17 protein-coding genes are annotated in these 17,351 nt (G+C 72.2%); 10 read left to right on the top strand and 7 right to left on the bottom strand.

All coding sequences use genetic code 11. From position 1 onward, the window contains the following. Window positions 1-15: 15 nt before the first annotated feature. The 4 genes from GPA10_RS27240 to GPA10_RS27225 all read left to right on the top strand — a co-directional run bounded on the left by GPA10_RS27240 (window position 16) and on the right by GPA10_RS27225 (window position 4,085). Window positions 16-966 carry a TIGR03621 family F420-dependent LLM class oxidoreductase gene (locus GPA10_RS27240; RefSeq protein ID WP_157167794.1) on the top strand — a complete coding sequence of 317 codons (951 nt, stop codon included), beginning with the start codon at window positions 16-18 and terminating at the stop codon, window positions 964-966. An 88-nt stretch (window positions 967-1,054) separates the two neighbouring features. Then, on the top strand, window positions 1,055-1,480 hold the full coding sequence (locus tag GPA10_RS27235; RefSeq protein WP_157167793.1) for a GNAT family N-acetyltransferase: 426 nt from the start codon (window positions 1,055-1,057) through the stop codon (window positions 1,478-1,480). Window positions 1,481-1,734: 254 nt separating this feature from the next. Beyond that, a complete protein-coding gene (locus tag GPA10_RS27230) occupies window positions 1,735-3,075 on the top strand; it encodes a hemolysin family protein (protein WP_058848811.1) in 1,341 nt (446 codons plus the stop codon). Then, entirely contained in the window at window positions 3,072-4,085 is a 1,014-nt protein-coding gene (locus GPA10_RS27225; RefSeq protein WP_058848812.1) for a hemolysin family protein, read from the top strand. Before GPA10_RS27230 ends, GPA10_RS27225 begins: the two co-directional genes overlap by 4 nt. Window positions 4,086-4,293: 208 nt before the next feature. Here GPA10_RS27225 and GPA10_RS27220 read toward each other — a convergent pair whose 3' ends face one another. Together GPA10_RS27220 and GPA10_RS27215 are read right to left on the bottom strand one after the other, a co-directional pair. Beyond that, complete coding sequence (locus GPA10_RS27220; RefSeq protein ID WP_058848813.1) at window positions 4,294-4,542, bottom strand: holin; 249 nt, start codon at window positions 4,540-4,542, stop codon at window positions 4,294-4,296. A 42-nt stretch (window positions 4,543-4,584) separates the two neighbouring features. Continuing rightward, window positions 4,585-5,610, bottom strand: a complete 1,026-nt coding sequence (locus GPA10_RS27215) for a LysR family transcriptional regulator (RefSeq protein WP_157167792.1) — start codon at window positions 5,608-5,610, stop codon at window positions 4,585-4,587. Window positions 5,611-5,680: 70 nt separating this feature from the next. Between GPA10_RS27215 and GPA10_RS27210 the strand changes: the two genes are divergently transcribed. Further along, window positions 5,681-6,382, top strand: a complete 702-nt coding sequence (locus GPA10_RS27210) for a maleylpyruvate isomerase family mycothiol-dependent enzyme (RefSeq protein WP_157167791.1) — start codon at window positions 5,681-5,683, stop codon at window positions 6,380-6,382. Here the strand turns inward: GPA10_RS27210 and GPA10_RS43465 are convergent. Next, entirely contained in the window at window positions 6,369-6,494 is a 126-nt protein-coding gene (locus GPA10_RS43465; RefSeq protein WP_281364846.1) for a hypothetical protein, read from the bottom strand. The genes GPA10_RS27210 and GPA10_RS43465 overlap by 14 nt on opposite strands. A 23-nt stretch (window positions 6,495-6,517) precedes the next feature. On the opposite strand from GPA10_RS43465, the gene GPA10_RS27205 reads away from it, so the two are divergent. Then, complete coding sequence (locus GPA10_RS27205) at window positions 6,518-7,363, top strand: SGNH/GDSL hydrolase family protein (RefSeq protein ID WP_058848815.1); 846 nt, start codon at window positions 6,518-6,520, stop codon at window positions 7,361-7,363. 318 nt (window positions 7,364-7,681) lie between these two features. Then, window positions 7,682-9,124, top strand: coding sequence for an adenylosuccinate lyase (gene purB, locus GPA10_RS27200; protein WP_343041376.1), 1,443 nt, complete (start codon window positions 7,682-7,684; stop codon window positions 9,122-9,124). Window positions 9,125-9,348: 224 nt separating this feature from the next. Here the strand turns inward: purB and GPA10_RS27195 are convergent, their stop codons facing one another. Then, window positions 9,349-10,149, bottom strand: a complete 801-nt coding sequence (locus GPA10_RS27195; RefSeq protein ID WP_157167790.1) for a DedA family protein — start codon at window positions 10,147-10,149, stop codon at window positions 9,349-9,351. A gap of 221 nt (window positions 10,150-10,370) precedes the next feature. On the opposite strand from GPA10_RS27195, the gene GPA10_RS27190 reads away from it, so the two are divergent. Next, a complete protein-coding gene (locus tag GPA10_RS27190) occupies window positions 10,371-11,522 on the top strand; it encodes a sensor histidine kinase (protein WP_198351719.1) in 1,152 nt (383 codons plus the stop codon). Next, on the top strand, window positions 11,522-12,157 hold the full coding sequence (locus tag GPA10_RS27185) for a response regulator (RefSeq protein WP_198351725.1): 636 nt from the start codon (window positions 11,522-11,524) through the stop codon (window positions 12,155-12,157). Before GPA10_RS27190 ends, GPA10_RS27185 begins: the two co-directional genes overlap by 1 nt. An 82-nt stretch (window positions 12,158-12,239) precedes the next feature. Here GPA10_RS27185 and lysA read toward each other — a convergent pair whose 3' ends face one another. Together lysA and GPA10_RS27175 are read right to left on the bottom strand one after the other, a co-directional pair. Then, entirely contained in the window at window positions 12,240-13,661 is a 1,422-nt protein-coding gene (gene lysA, locus GPA10_RS27180) for a diaminopimelate decarboxylase (RefSeq protein ID WP_425505820.1), read from the bottom strand. A gap of 260 nt (window positions 13,662-13,921) precedes the next feature. Beyond that, the gene (locus GPA10_RS27175; RefSeq protein WP_058848819.1) at window positions 13,922-14,359 is read right to left on the bottom strand and encodes an SAV_915 family protein; all 438 of its coding nucleotides are present in this window, start codon (window positions 14,357-14,359) and stop codon (window positions 13,922-13,924) included. Between the two features lie 396 nt (window positions 14,360-14,755). Here GPA10_RS27175 and GPA10_RS27170 point away from each other — a divergent pair, with 396 nt between their 5' ends. Then, window positions 14,756-15,589: an endonuclease/exonuclease/phosphatase family protein gene (locus GPA10_RS27170; protein ID WP_343041375.1), complete on the top strand. Its 834-nt coding sequence runs from the start codon at window positions 14,756-14,758 to the stop codon at window positions 15,587-15,589. 251 nt (window positions 15,590-15,840) lie between these two features. Here GPA10_RS27170 and GPA10_RS27165 read toward each other — a convergent pair whose 3' ends face one another. Then, on the bottom strand, window positions 15,841-16,530 hold the full coding sequence (locus tag GPA10_RS27165) for a response regulator transcription factor (RefSeq protein WP_157167787.1): 690 nt from the start codon (window positions 16,528-16,530) through the stop codon (window positions 15,841-15,843). Between the last annotated feature and the right edge of the window lie 821 nt (window positions 16,531-17,351).

The following is a 17,351-nucleotide window of genomic DNA, read 5'->3' as shown; positions in this document are numbered from 1 at the left end:
GGACGAGGAGAGTTCATGAGCAGGCCGTTCCGGTTCGGCGTCAACATGATGACCCCCGCGGCGGGGAAGGAGTGGCGTGCGAAGTGCCGCCGGGCGGAGGCGCTCGGCTACGACGTGATCCTGGTCCCCGACCATCTGGGGATGCCCGCGCCGTTCCCGGCCGTCGTCGCGGCGGCGGAGGCGACCGAGCGGCCGCGGGTCGGCACGTTCGTTCTGAACGCCGCCTTCTGGAATCCGACGCTGCTCGCCCGCGAGGTGGCCACCACGGACGCCCTCACCGGCGGCAGGCTCGAGGTGGGTCTCGGCACCGGCTATGTGCAGGCGGAGTTCGACGCGGCCGGGGTGCCCTGGGGCACGCCGGGTGAGCGCGTGTCCGCCCTGGTCGCAGCCGTCGAGGCGGTGGACGGGCTCAGTGCTCCGCCGGGGCAGACACCGGGACCCCCTGCTTCACCGGAGCAGGCACCGCAGCTCCCCGCTTCGCCGGAGCAGGCGCCTGGGCCTCTTCAGCGGCCCCGGCCACCCCTGCTGATCGGTGGCAACGGCGACCGCGTCCTGAAGGTGGTCGCCGAGCACGCGGACATCGCCGCGTTCACCGGCGCACGCGCCGAGCCCGGCGATCCGAACGGCGCGCTGACCGTCCTCACCGCGGAGGCCCTCGACGACCGCGTCGCCACCTACCGGCGTCTCGCCGCGGCCCGCCCCGCGCCCGCGGAGCTGAACGTCCTGGTCCAGCTGGTCGAGGTGACCCCGGACCGGCGAGCCGCGATCCGGCCCTCGCTGGCGCTCGTCCCGCACCTCACCGAGGACGAGGCCCTGGACCTGCCGATCCTGCTGATCGGTACGGTCCGGCAGCTGGCCGAGCAGTTGCGCGCCCAACGGGAGCGGTACGGGTTCTCGTACATCACCGTCCTGGAGCCGGCCATGGAGGCGTTCGGTCCGGTCATCGAGGAGCTGGCCGGGAGCTGAGGAGCCGTTCCGGCGGCACTCCCTGTGGGCCTGGTCCACATCCCGGAAATCCCCGCATGCGGGCCCGGCGCGGTGATGGGATGCCGCCATGAGCGATCTACGCACAAGGGCCGCGGGCCCCGACGACCTCGACGCCGTGCTGGCCTTCTGGAAGACGGCCGCGGAGGGCACCAGCATCAGTGACGACCGCAGTGGCGTGGAGCGCCTGGTCGCCCGGGACCCCGAGGCCCTGCTCGTCGCGGAGCGTGACGGTGAGCTCGTCGGCACGGTGATCGCCGGTTTCGACGGCTGGCGGGCGTCGCTGTACCGCCTCGCGGTGCACCCCGACGCACGGCGCACCGGGGTGGCCACGGCCCTGCTGCGTGCGGCCGAGGAGCGCTTCGCCGCACTCGGTGGGCGCCGCGCCGACGCCATGGTCCTGAACCGCAACGAACTCGCCCACCTGGCCTGGCACGCCGCGGGCTACGCACCGCAGCCCGAGTGGAGCCGCTGGGTGAAACCGCTCACCGACTGAGGCGGTGTGCCCGGGAGCAGCCGGGACGGCTGGGGATAGCCGGAGGCAGCAGGGGTAAGCGGCATAGCGAGGATCACATCATGTCACGCAGAGTCACATGGGGTCCAGTGTTTTGCCGGTCCTTTAACATGGTCGGATCATTCGAATTCGAACCTTACGGAAAGGTGTGAGCGTCCGCCCATGGGCGAGCCTCCCAGTACCCGACATCGCGCATTCGCCCCGCCCGTGGCCGATCATGGGACGGAGGTGACCCGATGACCGAAGTGCTCCTGCTCCTCGTGGCGGTGCTGCTCTCGCTCGCGTGCGGCGTCTTCGTCGCGGCGGAGTTCTCGCTCACCACCGTGGAACGCAGCGACCTGGAGCGTGCCGTCGAACGCGGCGAGCGGGGCGCCGCCAGCGCCCTCAAGGCCGTCAAGAACCTCACCTTCCAGCTCTCCGGCGCGCAGCTCGGCATCACCGTGACCGGCCTGGTCGTCGGCATGCTCGCGAAACCGGCGATCGGCGACCTCATCGAGGGCCCGCTGAACGCCGCGGGCGTGCCCGACTCGGCGTCCTCGACCGTCGCCCTCATGATCGGTACCGCCCTGTCGACCGTCTTCCTGATGGTCGTCGGCGAGCTTGTGCCCAAGAACTGGGCGATCTCCTCACCGCTGGCCATCGCCAAGCGCGTGGCGACGCCGCAGCGCTTCTTCAGCGCCGCGTTCCGCCCCTTCATCAGGCATCTGAACAACACGGCGAACCGCGCCGTGCGCCGCATCGGCATGGAGCCCACCGAGGAGCTCGCCTCCGCGCGCGGCCCCAAGGAGCTGGTCGCCCTGGCCCGGCACTCCGCCAAGGAGGGCGCCCTGGAGCCGGACACCGCCGAGCGGTTCATGCGCACGCTGAACCTGGCCGACCTCACCGCCGAGAACGTCATGACGCCGCGCGTGCAGGTCGTCGCCCTGGACGTGCAGGCCACCTGCGAGGACGTCGCCAACGCCACCCGGGCGACCGGCCTGTCCCGGTTCCCGATCTACCGCGGCAGCCTCGACTCGGTCGTCGGGGTCGTCCACATCAAGGACATCCTGGCCGTGCCCGCCGAGCGCAGGCCGCGCCAGTCCGTGCACGAGCTGATGCGCGAGCCGCTGCTCGTACCGGAGTCGCTGACCGTCGAACGCCTCCTGGACCGGCTCTCGGGCAAGCGCACGATGGCCGTCGTCATCGACGAGTACGGCGGTACGGCGGGCGTCGCGACCCTGGAGGACATCGTCGAGGAAGTCGTCGGCGAGGTGCACGACGAGCACGATCCGCACGAGACGCCCGACCTTGCTCCGGCCGGCACCGACGAGGACGGCCGCGCGCTGTACTCGGCGGACGGCGCGGCCCGCACCGACCAGCTCGCACGCGTGGGCCTGCGGGCGCCCGACGGCCCCTACGAGACCCTCGCGGGCCTGGTCGCCACCGAACTCGGCCGCATTCCCGCCGTCGGCGACACGGTCGAGGTGGCCGACTGGCGCCTCGACGTCGTGGACGCCACGGGCCGCCGCGCCGCCCGCGTGCTGCTGCACGCCCCCGCCGAAGCCGCCGGTGACGAGCCGGAGGAGGACGACCGATGACCGTCATACAGCTCCTGATCGGCCTGGCGACGCTCGTCGTCAACGCCTTCTTCGTGGGCGCGGAGTTCGCCCTGATCTCCGTACGGCGCAGTCAGATCGAGCCGTACGCCGAGGACGGCGACCGGCGCGCCAAGAGCGTCCTGTGGGGTCTGCGGCACGTGTCCGTGCTGATGGCCGCCGCGCAGCTCGGCATCACGCTGTGCACCCTGGTCCTCGGTGTCGTCGCCGAGCCCGCCATCGCCCACCTCCTGGAGCCGGTGTTCGACGGTGTGGGCGTGCCGCACGGCCTGGTCCACCCGATCTCGTTCGTCATCGCGCTGGCCGTGGCGACGTATCTGCACATGCTGCTCGGCGAGATGATCCCGAAGAACATCGCCCTGGCCGAGCCGGTGCGCAGCGCGCTGCTGCTCGGGCCGCCCCTGGTGACCTGCGCGCGGGCGCTGCGCCCCCTGGTCTTCGCGATCAACGCGTTCGCCAACGCGATCCTGAAGCTGCTGCGCGTCGAGACCAAGGACGAGGTCGCGGCCACCTTCTCGGACGCCGAGCTGGCCCGTCTTGTGCAGGACTCCAGCGACGCGGGCCTGATCGACGACCGGGCCCAGGAGCGGCTGCACGAGGCCCTTGAGCTGGGCCGCCGCCCCGTCCGTGACGTGGTCCTGCCGCTGGAACGCGTGAAGTACGCGCGCGTGGGCGTCACCCCCGAGCAGTTGGAGGCGCTGTCGGCCGAGACCGGCTTCTCGCGCTTCCCCGTCGTCGACGAGGGGCGCCGCATCGTCGGCTACCTCCACGTCAAGGACGCCCTCGATGTCAGCCCCCGCGACCTGCCGTTCCGGGTGGCGGACATGCGGTCCATCGCCCGGGTACGGGAGACCACCCCGCTGGACGACGTCCTGACCGCCATGCGGGGCAGCCGCACCCATGTGGCCGCCGTACTCGGCGAGGACGGCAGGCTGGCCGGGATGGTCACCATGGAGGACGTGCTGCGGGAGCTGTTCGGCCAGCCTGTGTGAGGTGCCCGCCGGGAGTGGGACGGGGCCGCCCCACCGGGGTGGGGCGGGTCTGCCGCTTAGGCGGGGCGGAGCCTGTCATCCGGACGGGGCGGAGTTTTACCGGGGTAGGGCGGAGCCGAGACCGCCGCCCGGGTGGGACGGAGTGCACCCGGGTGGGCGGAGTGCCTCCCGGGCGGGGCGGAGTGTCACCCGGGCGGGGCGGAGCCTGTCACAGCGCAGGGCCGTGTCCCCGGCCGCCCGGGATCTCGGTGAGGCCCGGTCCAGGAGGGCCCACCTTCGCGGAGCCCAGCGCCGTCAGGACGGCGAGAAGCGCGGCCATGCCGGCCGTGCCGATGGCGGCGAGCCACTCCACGTCGAGGAGGTTCGTCGCCCCGGCGACCAGCACGGCGGCGAGTGCCTGCGCGAATGTGCGGATCGCGCGTTCGGCCGTCGCTTTCCAGAAGGCAGCGGTCCACATGGCGGACCCCTCTCCGGTGACGCGGAGCTCGTCGATGAGCCCTCAACTACCGTTATGTTCGCGCTGGTTGCGAAGCGGCGTCGAGACTCTCGCGGGCCCTTCTTCGCCGTCCCCGATTCCTGCGACAGCTGCGATGTCCCCTGTGGCCGCGGTGTCCTCGCATGGGGGCAACGCGACACGCAGCCGAGCGAGGAACGCACGGGCGGCCGGGCTCGCGGGACCGTCCGACCGCCACACGAGACCGATCCGGCCGCGAGGGCACGGCTCCTCGAACCGGACCACCCGCAATCCGCGCGCGGCGGCGGCCTCCGCCCCCGGCGCGGGGAAGACGGCCACGCCGAGGCCACGTACGGCCAGCTGCACCAGCAGGTCGGGCGCCGCGGCCTCGAAGGCCACCCGCGGCGCGAACCCTGCTCGCGCACAAGCCCGTTCGAGCACCGCCCGCAGCCCCGTCCCGCGCGGAAGGCTGATGAGAGGGCGATCGGCGAGGGCAGCCAGGGGTACGGTCCGGCCGGGCTCGGCGTGCCGCGCCAGCGGGTCGTCCACTGCCACCAGCGCCGCCAGCGGCTCGTCGATCACGAGCTGCCAGGTGACACCCTGCGGCGGGGCGCCGTCGGTGAGACCGGCCAGAGCGATGTCGAGCCGCCCCTCGCGGACGGACGCGAGCATCCGGTCCGACGCGTCCTCGGTCAGCGCGATCTCGACGTGCGGATGGGCGTCGTGGAAGTCGGCGAGCACCGACGCCATGTCGTACTCGTGCGTCGCCGCACCCGACACCAGGCCGATCGTGACGCGCCCCCGCAACAACCCCGTGAACTCGTCGGCGGTCTGCCGCATGCCGTCGACGGCCGCCAGGGCGGCCCGCGCATACGGCAGCACCGCCGCACCCGCTTCCGTCACGGTCACCGACCGCCCCGAACGGTCGAGGAGCCGCTGCCCCAACTCCCGTTCCAACCGGCGGACCTGTGCGCTCACACCGGGCTGCGCCACATGCAGGACGACCGCCGCCCGCGTGAAGTTGGCCTCCTCGACGACGGTGAGGAAGTAACGGAGCTGGCGAAGTTCCATAACTGAGGATGCTAGCCACGAGACGTACTGGCTCTTGGACTTCTGACAGCTCCGCGACGATCTTTGAACCATGGGGAACACACCGACTGCGACGGACCTCACGACCCAGCACCTCCGCTCCGAGATCGCCGCCGAACGCCGCGCCCTCGCCGACCTGCTGGAGCACCTCGCACCCGAACAGTGGGAGGCACCCTCCCTGTGCTCGGGCTGGCGCGTCCGCGAGGTCGCCGCCCATATGTCTCTGGGCTTCCGCCGCTCCCTCCCCCGGGTCCTGTGGGAGCTGGCGAAGGCGGGCGGGAGCCTGCACCGCATGACGGACCGCACCGCCCGCGCCGACGCGGCGGCCTTCCCAGCGGGCGACCTCGCACGCTTCCTGCGGGACCACGCCGACCACCCCTGGACCCCGCCGGTGGGCGGCTACATCGGTGCCCTCGGTCACGACGTCGTCCACGGCCTCGACATCACCGTCGCCCTCGGCCTCCCCCGCCATGTGCCGGATCCCCGCCTTCGTATCCTCCTCGACCATGTGACACCGAAGTCGGCGAAGTTCTTCGGCGCCGACCTGGACGGCGTCGAACTGCGCACCACCCCCGGCATCGCCGCCGCCGACGCCCCGGCCCCTGCCGCCTCCTCCCCTGGCATCTCCTGGTCCTTCGGTTCGGGCTCTTCCCTGACCGGGTCCGCGCAGGACCTGCTGCTCGTGGCGTTCGGCCGGAAACTGCCACCCTGCCGCCTGCATGGCGCACACGCAGCCCGCTTCACCCACCCTTGATCCCACCGGCCCACCCCGGCAGCTCCGGCAGCTCCGGCAGCTCCGGCAGCTCCGGCAGCTCCGGCAGCTCCGGCAGCTCCGGCAGCTCCGGCAGCTCCGGCAGCTCCGGCAAGGGCGGGATACCATCACATCGCCATGCAGATCGATCCCCGCCACACCAGCCTTGTCGCGATCGGCGACTCCTTCACCGAGGGCATGTCCGACCTGCTGCCGGACGGCACCTACCGCGGCTGGGCCGATGTGCTCGCCGAGCGCCTCGCGACCCGCACCCCCGGCTTCCGGTACGCCAATCTCGCCGTACGCGGCAAGCTCATCGGACAGATCGCCGAGGAGCAGGCCCCGATGGCCGCCGCGCTGGGCGCCGACGTGATCACCCTTGTCGGCGGTCTCAACGACACCCTGCGGCCCAAGTGCGACATGGGCCGGGTGCGCGGCCTGCTGGAACACGCGGTGGAGACCCTCGCCCCGGCCTGCAAGCAACTGGTCCTGATGCGCAGCCCCGGCCGCCAGGGCCCGGTCCTCGAACGGTTCCGCCCGCGCATGGAGGAGCTCTTCCACCACGTCGACCAGCTCGCGGCCCGGCACGGAGCCGTCGTCGTCGATCTGTACGGGTCCGCGGCGCTCGGCGACCAGCGGATGTGGGACGTGGACCGGCTGCATCTGACGGCTGAGGGCCACCGCCGGGTCGCCGAAGCGGTGTGGCAGACGCTCGGCCACGAACCGGTGGAGGACTGGGGCACACCGCTGCCGCCCGCGGTCCGCGCCGCCTGGGCCGCCCGCCGCGCGAGCGACCTGCGCTTCGCGCGGCGGCATCTGGGCCCCTGGATCGGCCGCCGCCTCACCGGCCGCTCCTCCGGCGACGGCCGCGTGGGCGCCCATGTCGACCCGGAGACCGGCCGCGCGTTCTGGGTCACGCCGGACGACCCGACGGCCCCCGGCCCCGTCCAGACCTGGCACCGCGTGGAGCCTGAGACGGCCTGAGAGCTGGCGGAGTCCGCTTACCCGGCACAGCCTGAGCACCGGGCCCAGCCTGAGAACGGAGCGCCGCCCGGGAGCCGGATGCGATGCGGTCCGGGAACTGTATGTGGTCCGAGAACTGCAAGCGATCCGGGAATTGGGTGCGGTCCGGGAGCCGGATGCGGTCCGGGAGCCGCCTGCGGTCCGGAAGTCGGCTGCGGTCCGGGAGTCGGCGCCGGTGCGGGCGTCGGTGCGGGCGTCGGCGCCGGTCCGGCTCTTGTAGCTTCCGACGATCCGACCCATGGCGCTGGCCTGCAGAAACCGACAGTAGAATGGCCCACTGTGACTGCTGCGCCTGCAAAGCCCCGTATCCCGAACGTCCTCGCCGGGCGTTACGCCTCCACCGAGCTCGCGACGCTCTGGTCGCCCGAGGAGAAGGTGAAGCTGGAGCGCCGCCTCTGGCTCGCCGTTCTGCGCGCCCAGAAGGACCTCGGCATCGACGTGCCGGACGCGGCGATCACCGACTACGAGCGCGTGCTCGACCAGGTCGACCTGGCCGCCATCGCCGAGCGCGAGAAGGTCACCCGGCATGACGTGAAGGCCCGCATCGAGGAGTTCAACGCCCTCGCTGGTCATGAGCACGTCCACAAGGGCATGACCTCCCGCGACCTCACCGAGAACGTGGAGCAGCTGCAGATCCGGCTCTCCCTCGAACTGGTCCGGTCCCGTACCGTCGCCGTCCTCGCTCGCCTGGGCAGGCTCTCCGGCGAGTACGCCGAGCTGGTCATGGCCGGCCGCTCCCACAATGTCGCCGCCCAGGCCACCACCCTCGGCAAGCGCTTCGCCACGGCCGCCGACGAACTGCTCGTGGCCCACCGCCGCCTGGAGGACCTCCTCGGCCGCTACCCGCTGCGCGGCATCAAGGGCCCCGTCGGCACCGCCCAGGACATGCTCGACCTGCTGGGCGGCGACGCCGGCAAGCTCACCGAGCTCGAGGACCGCATCGCCTCCCACCTCGGCTTCGAGCGCGCCTTCACGTCCGTCGGCCAGGTCTACCCCCGCTCCCTCGACTACGAGGTGGTGACGGCGCTCGTGCAGCTCGCCGCCGCCCCCTCGTCGCTGGCCAAGACGATCCGCCTGATGGCCGGGCACGAGCTGGTCACCGAGGGCTTCAAGCCCGGCCAGGTCGGCTCGTCCGCCATGCCGCACAAGATGAACACCCGCTCCTGCGAGCGCGTCAACGGCCTGACCGTCATCCTCCGCGGCTACGCGTCGATGACCGCCGAGCTGGCCGGCGACCAGTGGAACGAAGGCGACGTCTCCTGTTCGGTCGTGCGCCGCGTGGCCCTGCCCGACGCGTTCTTCGCGCTGGACGGCCTGCTGGAGACGTTCCTGACGGTCCTGGACGAGTTCGGCGCGTTCCCCGCGGTCGTCGCCCGTGAGCTGGACCGCTATCTTCCGTTCCTCGCCACCACGAAGGTGCTCATGGCGTCCGTGCGGGCCGGTGTGGGACGCGAGGAGGCCCACGAGGCCATCAAGGAGAACGCTGTCGCCGCCGCCCTCGCCATGCGCGAGCAGGGCGCCGAGCGCAACGAACTCCTGGACAAGCTGGCCGCCGACTCCCGCATTCCGCTGGACCGCGTCCAGCTCGACGAGCTGATGGCCGACAAGCTGTCGTTCACCGGTGCCGCGAGCGACCAGGTCGCCACGGTCGTCGCCCAGGTCGAGGCCGTCCTCAAGGAGCACCCGGAGGCGGCGGCCTACAAGCCGGGCGCGATCCTCTGAGTTCGGCAGTCTGCTCGGCAGTCCGTGCGACGGTCCACACGGCGGTCCATGTGGTGGTCCATGTGGTGGTCCATGCGGCGACCCGGTCGGCAGTCCGGTCATGACGGTCCTCTGATCGATTTCGGCGTTCGGTCTCGACGTCTGGTCTCTGTGTCCGGTACAGGCGTCGGTCGGGTCCTTCGTTCTTCTCGCGGGCGGGTCGCGGCTCGCGCATCGAGGTGGGGTCAGTCCCTCGCCCGGTGCGAGCCGCGGCCCGCCTTGTGCGTGCGGCCCTCCTTGCGTGTACGGCCCGCCTTGCTTGCGCGGCCCGCCTTGCGTAGGCGGATGACCACGAACGCCAGGACCACCAGGGCGACGACGCCGAGCACGGCCTTCGAGTACAGGCCGACTACGTCGGTGACCTCGTGCCAGCGGCTGCCGAGGCCGTAGCCGAGCAGCACGAACACGCTGTTCCACAGCAGGCTGCCGAGTGTCGTGAGACCCAGGAACACCGGCAGCGGCATCCGCTCGATCCCGGCCGGTATTGAGATCATGCTGCGGAAGATCGGGATCATTCTGCCGAAGAACACGGCCTTGGTTCCGTGCCGCGAGAACCACGTCTCCGTCTTCTCTATGTCGGACGTCTTGACCAGCGGCAGGCGTGCGGCGACGGCGACCGTGCGGTCACGGCCGAGCAGTGCGCCGACCCAGTACAGCGCGAGGGCTCCGACGACCGAACCGGCCGTCGTCCACAGCAGGGCGGACAGCAGGCTGAACTTGCCATGGCTGGCGGCGAACCCGGCCAGGGGCAGGATCACCTCGCTGGGCAGGGGCGGGAACAGATTCTCCAGCGCGATCGCCGCGCCGGCGCCGACCGCGCCGAGCGAGTCCATGAGGTCGGCCGCCCACCCCGCTATACCGCCCGCGGGGGCGTCGGTGGAAGCGGCCGCGTACACCGCGTGCCGGGCGGAACCGGCGACGGGCGAGGCCGTCGCCGCTGCGGACTCGGCTGCGGCAGCGAGCGTGTGCTGAGCGGTGAGGATCATGTCTTCGACGGTACGAAATCGCAGGCCACCGCGGTATGAGGGCTGCCGCACAGTTGAGCTGCTGGACGCCGCAAGCGCTGCTGTGGAACGCCGCAGGCACTGCTGTGGCGCGCCATAGGAACCGCTGCGGAACGCCTTAGGCATCCCCTGCGGGCTACCGCAGACAGCTTTGCGGTTTTCCGCAGTCCGCTCCGCGCACCGCTCGGCTAGCGTGATTGATCATGCGAAACTTCCTCGTCCGCCGACTGCGCGTCGCCGCCGGAGTCCTCCTCGGATTCCTCAGCGCCGCCGTCGAGCTGGTCCTGACGCTGGCGTCCGGGCTGTGGCTGCTCGCCACACTCGGGCGCTCCGCCGACGAGCGCCGCGGCGAGACTCCCATACTCGCGGGCGCCCGCTGGTGGGCAGGACTGCAGCGGCGCCGGATGACCCTCTGGTACGGCCAGGATCCGGCGGGCGTCGCCGCGCCGCTGACCGGCATGCCCGCCCTGGCCTATGTGTCCACGCGCTGGACCGTTGGTGTTCTGGGCGGCGTGGTGCTCCTGGCCGCGCTCTCCGGCGCCGCTTATGCGTCGCTGCTGGTGTGGGGCTGGTTCTGGGTCGACCTCGACCGATGGCCGGTGACCATGGTCATTTCCGCGTTCGGTGGGCTGTTCCTCCTCTTTCTGAGCATGCAGGGCGTGCATGCCGTGGCGTTGATGGACGAGCAACTGGCCCGCCACTTCCTCAGCCCCAGCGACCGCATGAGCATGCAGCGCCGCATCGGGGAGCTGGCGGAGAGCCGGGCCGGAGTGGTGCAGGCCGTCCACGACGAGCGGCGCCGCATCGAGCGGGATCTGCACGACGGCGTCCAGCAGCGGCTGGTGGCCCTCGGCATGCTGCTCGGCAGGGCCCGCCGCGCGCCGGACCCGGGCAAGTCCGCCGAGTTGCTCCGGCAGGCCCACGAGGAGTCGCAACAAGCACTGGTGGAACTGAGAGACGTGGCCTGGCGCGTGTATCCGGCGGCGCTCGACGAGGGAGGACTCGCCGCCGCCCTGGAGTCGGTCGCCGAGCGGGCCGCGATACCCGTCCGGCTCTCCTGCGATCTGCGGGACATACCGCCGCCGACGGCGCAGGCAGTGGCGTACTTCGTCGCGGCCGAAGCGGTGACGAACGCCGTCAAGCACTCCGGCGCCGCCATGGTGGCGGTGCGGGCCGACCGCACGGGCGCGCTGCTCCGGCTGTGCGTGGAGGACGACGGTCGCGGTGGCGCCGACCCGTCCGGGAGCGGGCTGCTGGGCCTGGCCCGCAGGGTCGCGGCGCTCGACGGTACGTTGACGGTGGCCAGTCCGGCCGGAGGTCCCACCGTCATCACCGCGGAGTTGCCATGCGTGTAATGCTCGCCGACGACTCGACGCTGCTGCGCGAGGGCCTGGCCCGACTGCTCGCCGACGAGGGGCACGAGGTGACGGCGTCCGTCGGGGACGCGGGGGCCCTGCTCGACGCGATCGCCGCCGATCCGCCGGACGCCGCCGTGGTGGATGTGCGCATGCCGCCGACGCACACCGACGAGGGGCTGCGGGCCGCCCTGGAGATCCGGCGGACCTGGCCGGACACGGGCGTGCTCGTGCTGTCGCAGTATGTCGAACGGCGTTATGCCACCGACCTGTTGACCACGGCCACGGAAGGAGTGGGGTATCTGCTCAAGGACCGGGTCGTCCAGATCGACGAGTTCCTGGACGCGCTCGACCGTGTCGGTGCGGGGCGGACCGCGTTCGACCCGGAGGTCGTACGCCAGTTGCTGACGTTCAGCAGCCATGTGGACCCCTTGCAGCGGCTGACGGAAAGGGAGGGGGAGGTGCTCGCCAAGATGGCGCAGGGGCATACGAACGCTGCCATCGCGGAGCAACTGCATGTCTCGCAGAGCGCCGTGGAGAAGTATGTGAACGCGATCTTCGACAAGCTGGAGTTGTCCGGCTCCACGGGCTACAGCCGTCGGGTGCTGGCGATCCTGCGCTTCCTCGGTTCGTGAGGGGCCGTCGGGGCAGCGCGTCGTGTGGGGGTGTGCCCGGGGGCAGCGTGAGCCAGTGCGGCGGCGTCGGCCGCCGGGGTGGTCAGAGGCCGACGTCCCGGTTGCGGAAGTCCTCCAGGGACTCGCGCCGCACGAGGAGGCGGGCGTGGCCGCCGGCGACGGCGACGACGGGAGGGCGGCCGACGAGGTTGTAGCCGGAGGCCATCGACAGGTGGTAGGCGCCGGCGACGGGGACGGCGAGCAGGTCGCCGGGGCGGATGTCGGACGGCAGCGCGGTGTCGGCGGCGAGCACGTCGCCCGCCTCGCAGTGGCGGCCGACGACGGTCATGGGTGCGGGCGCCGCAGTGGAGCGGCGGCCGATGAGGCGCGGCAGGTAGCGCACGCCATAGAGGGCGGGCCGCGGGTTGTCGCTCATGCCGCCGTCGACGGCGACGAAGGTGCGGTCGCCGGTGCGTTTGACGGAGAGTACGTGGTAGAGGGCGACGCCCGCGGGCCCGGCGATGGCGCGCCCGGGTTCGACGACGAGGTGGGGTACGGCGAGTCCGGCGGCGGCGCAGCTCTCGGTGAGTTCGGCGCGTACCTTGCGGGCGAGGGAGGGGATGTCGAGGGAGTGCTCGTCCGGGTGGTAGGCGATGCCGTGGCCGCCGCCGAGGTCCAGTTCGGGGAGGGTGATGCCGTGGTGGTCCTTGATGCGTGCCATCAGGCCGACCAGTCGGCGCACGGCACACAGGAACGGCTTCTCGGCGGTGATCTGTGAGCCCAAGTGGCAGTGCAGGCCCACCAGTTCCAGGCCGGGTTGGTCGAGAATGCGGGCGATGGCGTGCTGGGCGGAGCCGTCCGTGATGCACAGGCCGAACTTCTGGTCCTCGGTGCCCGTCTGGATCTTGCTGTGGCCGCCGGCGGCGATGCCGGGGACAACTCTGACGAGGACCTTCTGGCGGCTGCCGGGCGGCACTGCCGCGGCCAGGCGTGCGATCTCGGAGGCGCTGTCGATGACGATGCGTCCGACGCCGAGGCGTAGCGCGGCGCGCAGGTCCTCGGGGCTCTTGGCGTTGCCGTGCAGGACGATGCGGGAGGCGGGGAAGCCGGTGGTGACGGCCAGTTCGAGTTCACCGGCGGAGCAGACGTCGAGGCCGAGGCCTTCTTCGCCGACCCAGTGGGCCATGGCACGGCAGAGGAACGCCTTGGCGGCGTAGAGGACGTCGGTGTCGGGGAAGGCCTGCACGTAGGTGCGGCAGCGGCCGCGGACCTCGGCCTCGTCGAGGAGGTAGGCCGGGGTGCCGAAGCGGTCGGCGATCTCGGTGAGCGGGACGCCGCCGACGGCGAGGTCACCGTCCGAGAGGCGGGTGGTGGAGTGCGGCCAGACGGACAGGTCGTCGTCGGCCGGGCCGGTGCAGTTGGCGGCACCGGCACCGGCCCCGGTCCCGGCGCCGGTGCCGGGGGCGTCCCCGGGGGGAGCAGCAGGTGCGGCGGTGTCCGGGGCCGCGACACGGTCGCCAGTCACCTGGGGCACCGGGGACGCCGGGGCCACAGGTGGTACGAGGGGCGTAGGGGGCACCGGGGGCATGGGGGTCACCGAGGTTGCCGGAATCGTCGGTGTCGCGGGGATGTCCGCAAGCGTCATGGCTGGCTTCTCGTTTCGCCTCGTCGTCGTCTTCACAGTTGTCTGCGCGGCCCTATGACCGGTCGCCGTACGCACGTCGCGTCCACCACTCGGAGTTCCGGGCAGCGGCACCCGCGCTGGCGCCCTCGCCCACGGCCGGCTCAGCCGAGCCACACGGTCAGGGCGCCGGCCAAAGCCGCTACGCCCGCGGTACGCAGGGCTCCGGCGAGCCGGGGGTCCCCCTCGCGCTGCCGCGCGGCGCGCCGCGGAGTGCGCCGGGGCGGGGCCACGGAGGCGGCGACGGGCAGGCGCGGGGCGGGGGCGAGAAGGGGGTCGACGGTGACCGCGGCGAAGCCCAGGGGTTCGGTGAGGGCGCGCAGGGCGGGCTCGGAGAGCCGGATCCAGGGCTGCCGGGCACCGAGCGCGTCGGTGAGACGTTGAGCGGTGGTGAAGGCGACGGCGGTGCGGCCGCCGACGGGAGTGCGGAACAGGCGGGCGACACAGCCCGCGGGTCCCGGCCGGACGGGTACGAACAGCGGCCCGGCCGGGCGGCGTTCGGAGGGCTCGGGGTCGTCTCCGTACACCAGTTGCTGCGTCATGGAATTCCTCCCTTTGGGAAAAGCGGCGGGGATTTGAAGCGTTTTGCGGAGGAGTCGGTGACCTCGGGGCAGGCCTTCGTCGACCGGCGACAACTCGGGTGGCGGCCCAGGCACTGCCCCGGCCGACAACTCGGGTGGCGGCCCAGGCACTGCCCCGGCCGACAACCCGGGCGACGACCCGGGCGACGACCCGGGCGAATGCCCAGGCACCGACCCGGGCGGCAACCGGATGGATCACCGGGTGTCGAGCGGCCAGTGCCGGGCACACAGTGACGGTATGCCCGGCACGGGGTGTCATCCGACCGTTCATGACGCGCCGTTGACGGCAAAAGGGCACACGCTGACATTCTGCTGACGCGCGGCCCGGCTCACGGGCCCGAACGAGTGAGGACTCGCGTGCGGATACTGACGTGGAACGTGTGGTGGCGTTTCGGACCGTGGGAGCAGCGCAGGAAAGCGATCCGCACGGTCCTGCGCCAACTGCGACCGGACGTCGTGGGCTTGCAGGAGGTGTGGGAACGGGACGGCGAGAACCTCGCGGAGTGGCTGGCGAAGGATCTCGGCCTGTACTGGACGTGGGAGCCGTCGCGGACGCCCGAGCGGTGGCAGCGGCGCATCGGCGATCCGACGGTGGCCTTCGGCAACGCGGTCCTCAGCCGCTGGCCCATCGCCGAGCGCGCCGTGTCCCAGCTGCCGCCGCTCGACGAGGCGGACGACGGTCGCCTCGCGCTCCACGCGCGCATCGCCGCCCCCGGGCAGGACGTGCCTTTCTTCACCACCCATCTGTCGTCCCCGCCGCACGCGTCGGCGGTCCGGTGCGCCCAGGTCGCCGCGCTCGCGGAGTTCGTCGCGAAACACCGGGGCGGCACGGACTTCCCGCCCGTGGTCACGGGGGACTTCAACGCCTGGCCGGACTCGGAGGAGATGCGGCTGCACGGCGGGTACCGGACGGCGCCCGCCGTGCCGGGGCAGGTGCTCCTGGACGCCTGGGAGTACGCCGGGCCGGGCGCGGCGTCCGCCACCTGGGACGTCGCGAATCCGTACGTGGCGGCGACGTTCGAGCCGAGCGCCCGGATCGACTACATCCACGTCGGCGCGCCGGGACCCGGCGGTCTCGGCGCGGTGCGCGGGGTAAGGCGCGCGGGTGACGGGCCGGTCGGCGGAATCTGGCCCTCCGACCACGCCGCGGTGGTCGCGGACCTGCTGGACGCCGCGCAGCCCTCCGGCTGACTCCGGCCCCCTGACCGGCCCAGGCCTGCCCCTGCGCCCAGGGCCACGCCTCGCAACCCGGGGACACGCCTCGCTACCAGGGGCCACACCTCGCATGCCCGGGGTCGCGCCCCGCAACCCGGGGCCGCACCTACACACGCCCGGGGTCACACCTCGCAACCCGGGGCCGCACCTACACACGCCCGGAGTCACGCCCCGCAACCCGGGGCCGCACCTACACACCCCCGGGGCCACACCTCACACGCCCGGGGCTACGCCTCGAACCGATACCCCATCCCCGGCGCCGTGATCAAATGCCGCGGATGGGCCGGATCGGGCTCCAGTTTGCGGCGCAGCTGGGCCATGTACACCCGCAGGTAGTTGGTCCGCGCGCCGTGGGTCGGCCCCCACACCTCCGCGAGGAGCTGTTGCCGCCCCACCAGGCGGCCGCGGTGGCGGGCCAGGACCTCCAGGAGGTGCCACTCCGTCGGTGTGAGCCGTATCGCCCGGCCGTCCCGTAACGCCTTCTTGGCGGCCAGATCGAGGGTGAACCCGTCGGTCTCGACGACGGTGGCGACGACGGCCTCGTCGCGCCCCGCGGGGCGGGGCCTGCGGGCCGCGGCCCGCAGCCGGGCGAGGAGTTCGTCCATGCTGAACGGCTTGGTGATGTAGTCGTCGGCACCCGCGTCGAGCGCCGCGACCTTCTCGTCGGAGGCCTGGCGGGCGGACACGACGAGGATGGGCGCGCGGCTGAAGCCGCGCAGCCACCGGATCACGTCGATGCCGTCCATGTCGGGCAGCCCGAGATCAAGAAGGACCACGTCCGGCGGTCGCGCCGACGCAAGACGCCGGGCCGTGCCCCCGTCGACCGCCGCGTCCACCTCGTACTTGCGTGCCTTGAGGTTGATCTCCAGAGCCCGTACGAGCTGCGGGTCGTCCTCGACCACCAGCACCCGGGTCATCGGTTGCCGCCTCCTGGGTGTACGTGCGGGCCTGCGCGCGCAGTGCGGTCGCGGGCCCACGAGAATGTTCCGTCCCGTGAAGCAAAGCGCCCACCAGCGGATTCGCCGTCGCTCCTGACGCCTCTCATACGGCAGCCGGGACGGACTTGACGACACCCTGACGGCGCATCTGCCACCCTGCCCTGACGGGACGTCCCACGCCCCCTGACGGGGTACCCCCACGACACTCCGACGGAGCACCCCACGGCACCCGCCCGTACCTGCCGCGGATGTCCCTGCCCGCAGCACCTCATGGCGGCGGGCAGGGACCCCTACGGACGGACGATCGAACCCGTACATGGCAGTCGCACCAGACACGCCGGACGCACCAGACACGCCGATCGCGCCGGACACACCAGTCGCGCCGGACGCACCGGACACACCGGTCGGGATGGCCACAGCCCCGCCCCCCAGCGGAACTGCGCGCGCCGCCGTCGGCGTGCGGCACGCGCCCCCCGGGCAACAGCCCTCCGTCACGGGTTCGTTCATCCGTTCCCCCGTGATGATCAGTCTTGGTCCCGTCGCAGGTCGTCCCGGTTTTCTTGACACCTTCCTGACGCCTGAGCCGATCTTCTTGACGTCTCCTTGACGCGGGCGTGGGAGGGACGCGGTGGGAGCGTGCGAGGGGTCCGCGAGAGGTCTGTGAGGGGTCCGCGAGATGGCCGCGAGGGGCCCGCCAAGGAAACGTGCCCACATCGGCCCACACCACCCCACACTCCCCCCCTTATTACTCACGGGTAATACCGGGCCGCCCGTCCGAGTTCAAGACCGATCCGGAGAGT

The organism is Streptomyces typhae, assembly GCF_009755605.1.
GTDB lineage: Bacteria > Actinomycetota > Actinomycetes > Streptomycetales > Streptomycetaceae > Streptomyces > Streptomyces typhae.
This window is presented reverse-complemented; position numbering and strand designations above follow the sequence as displayed.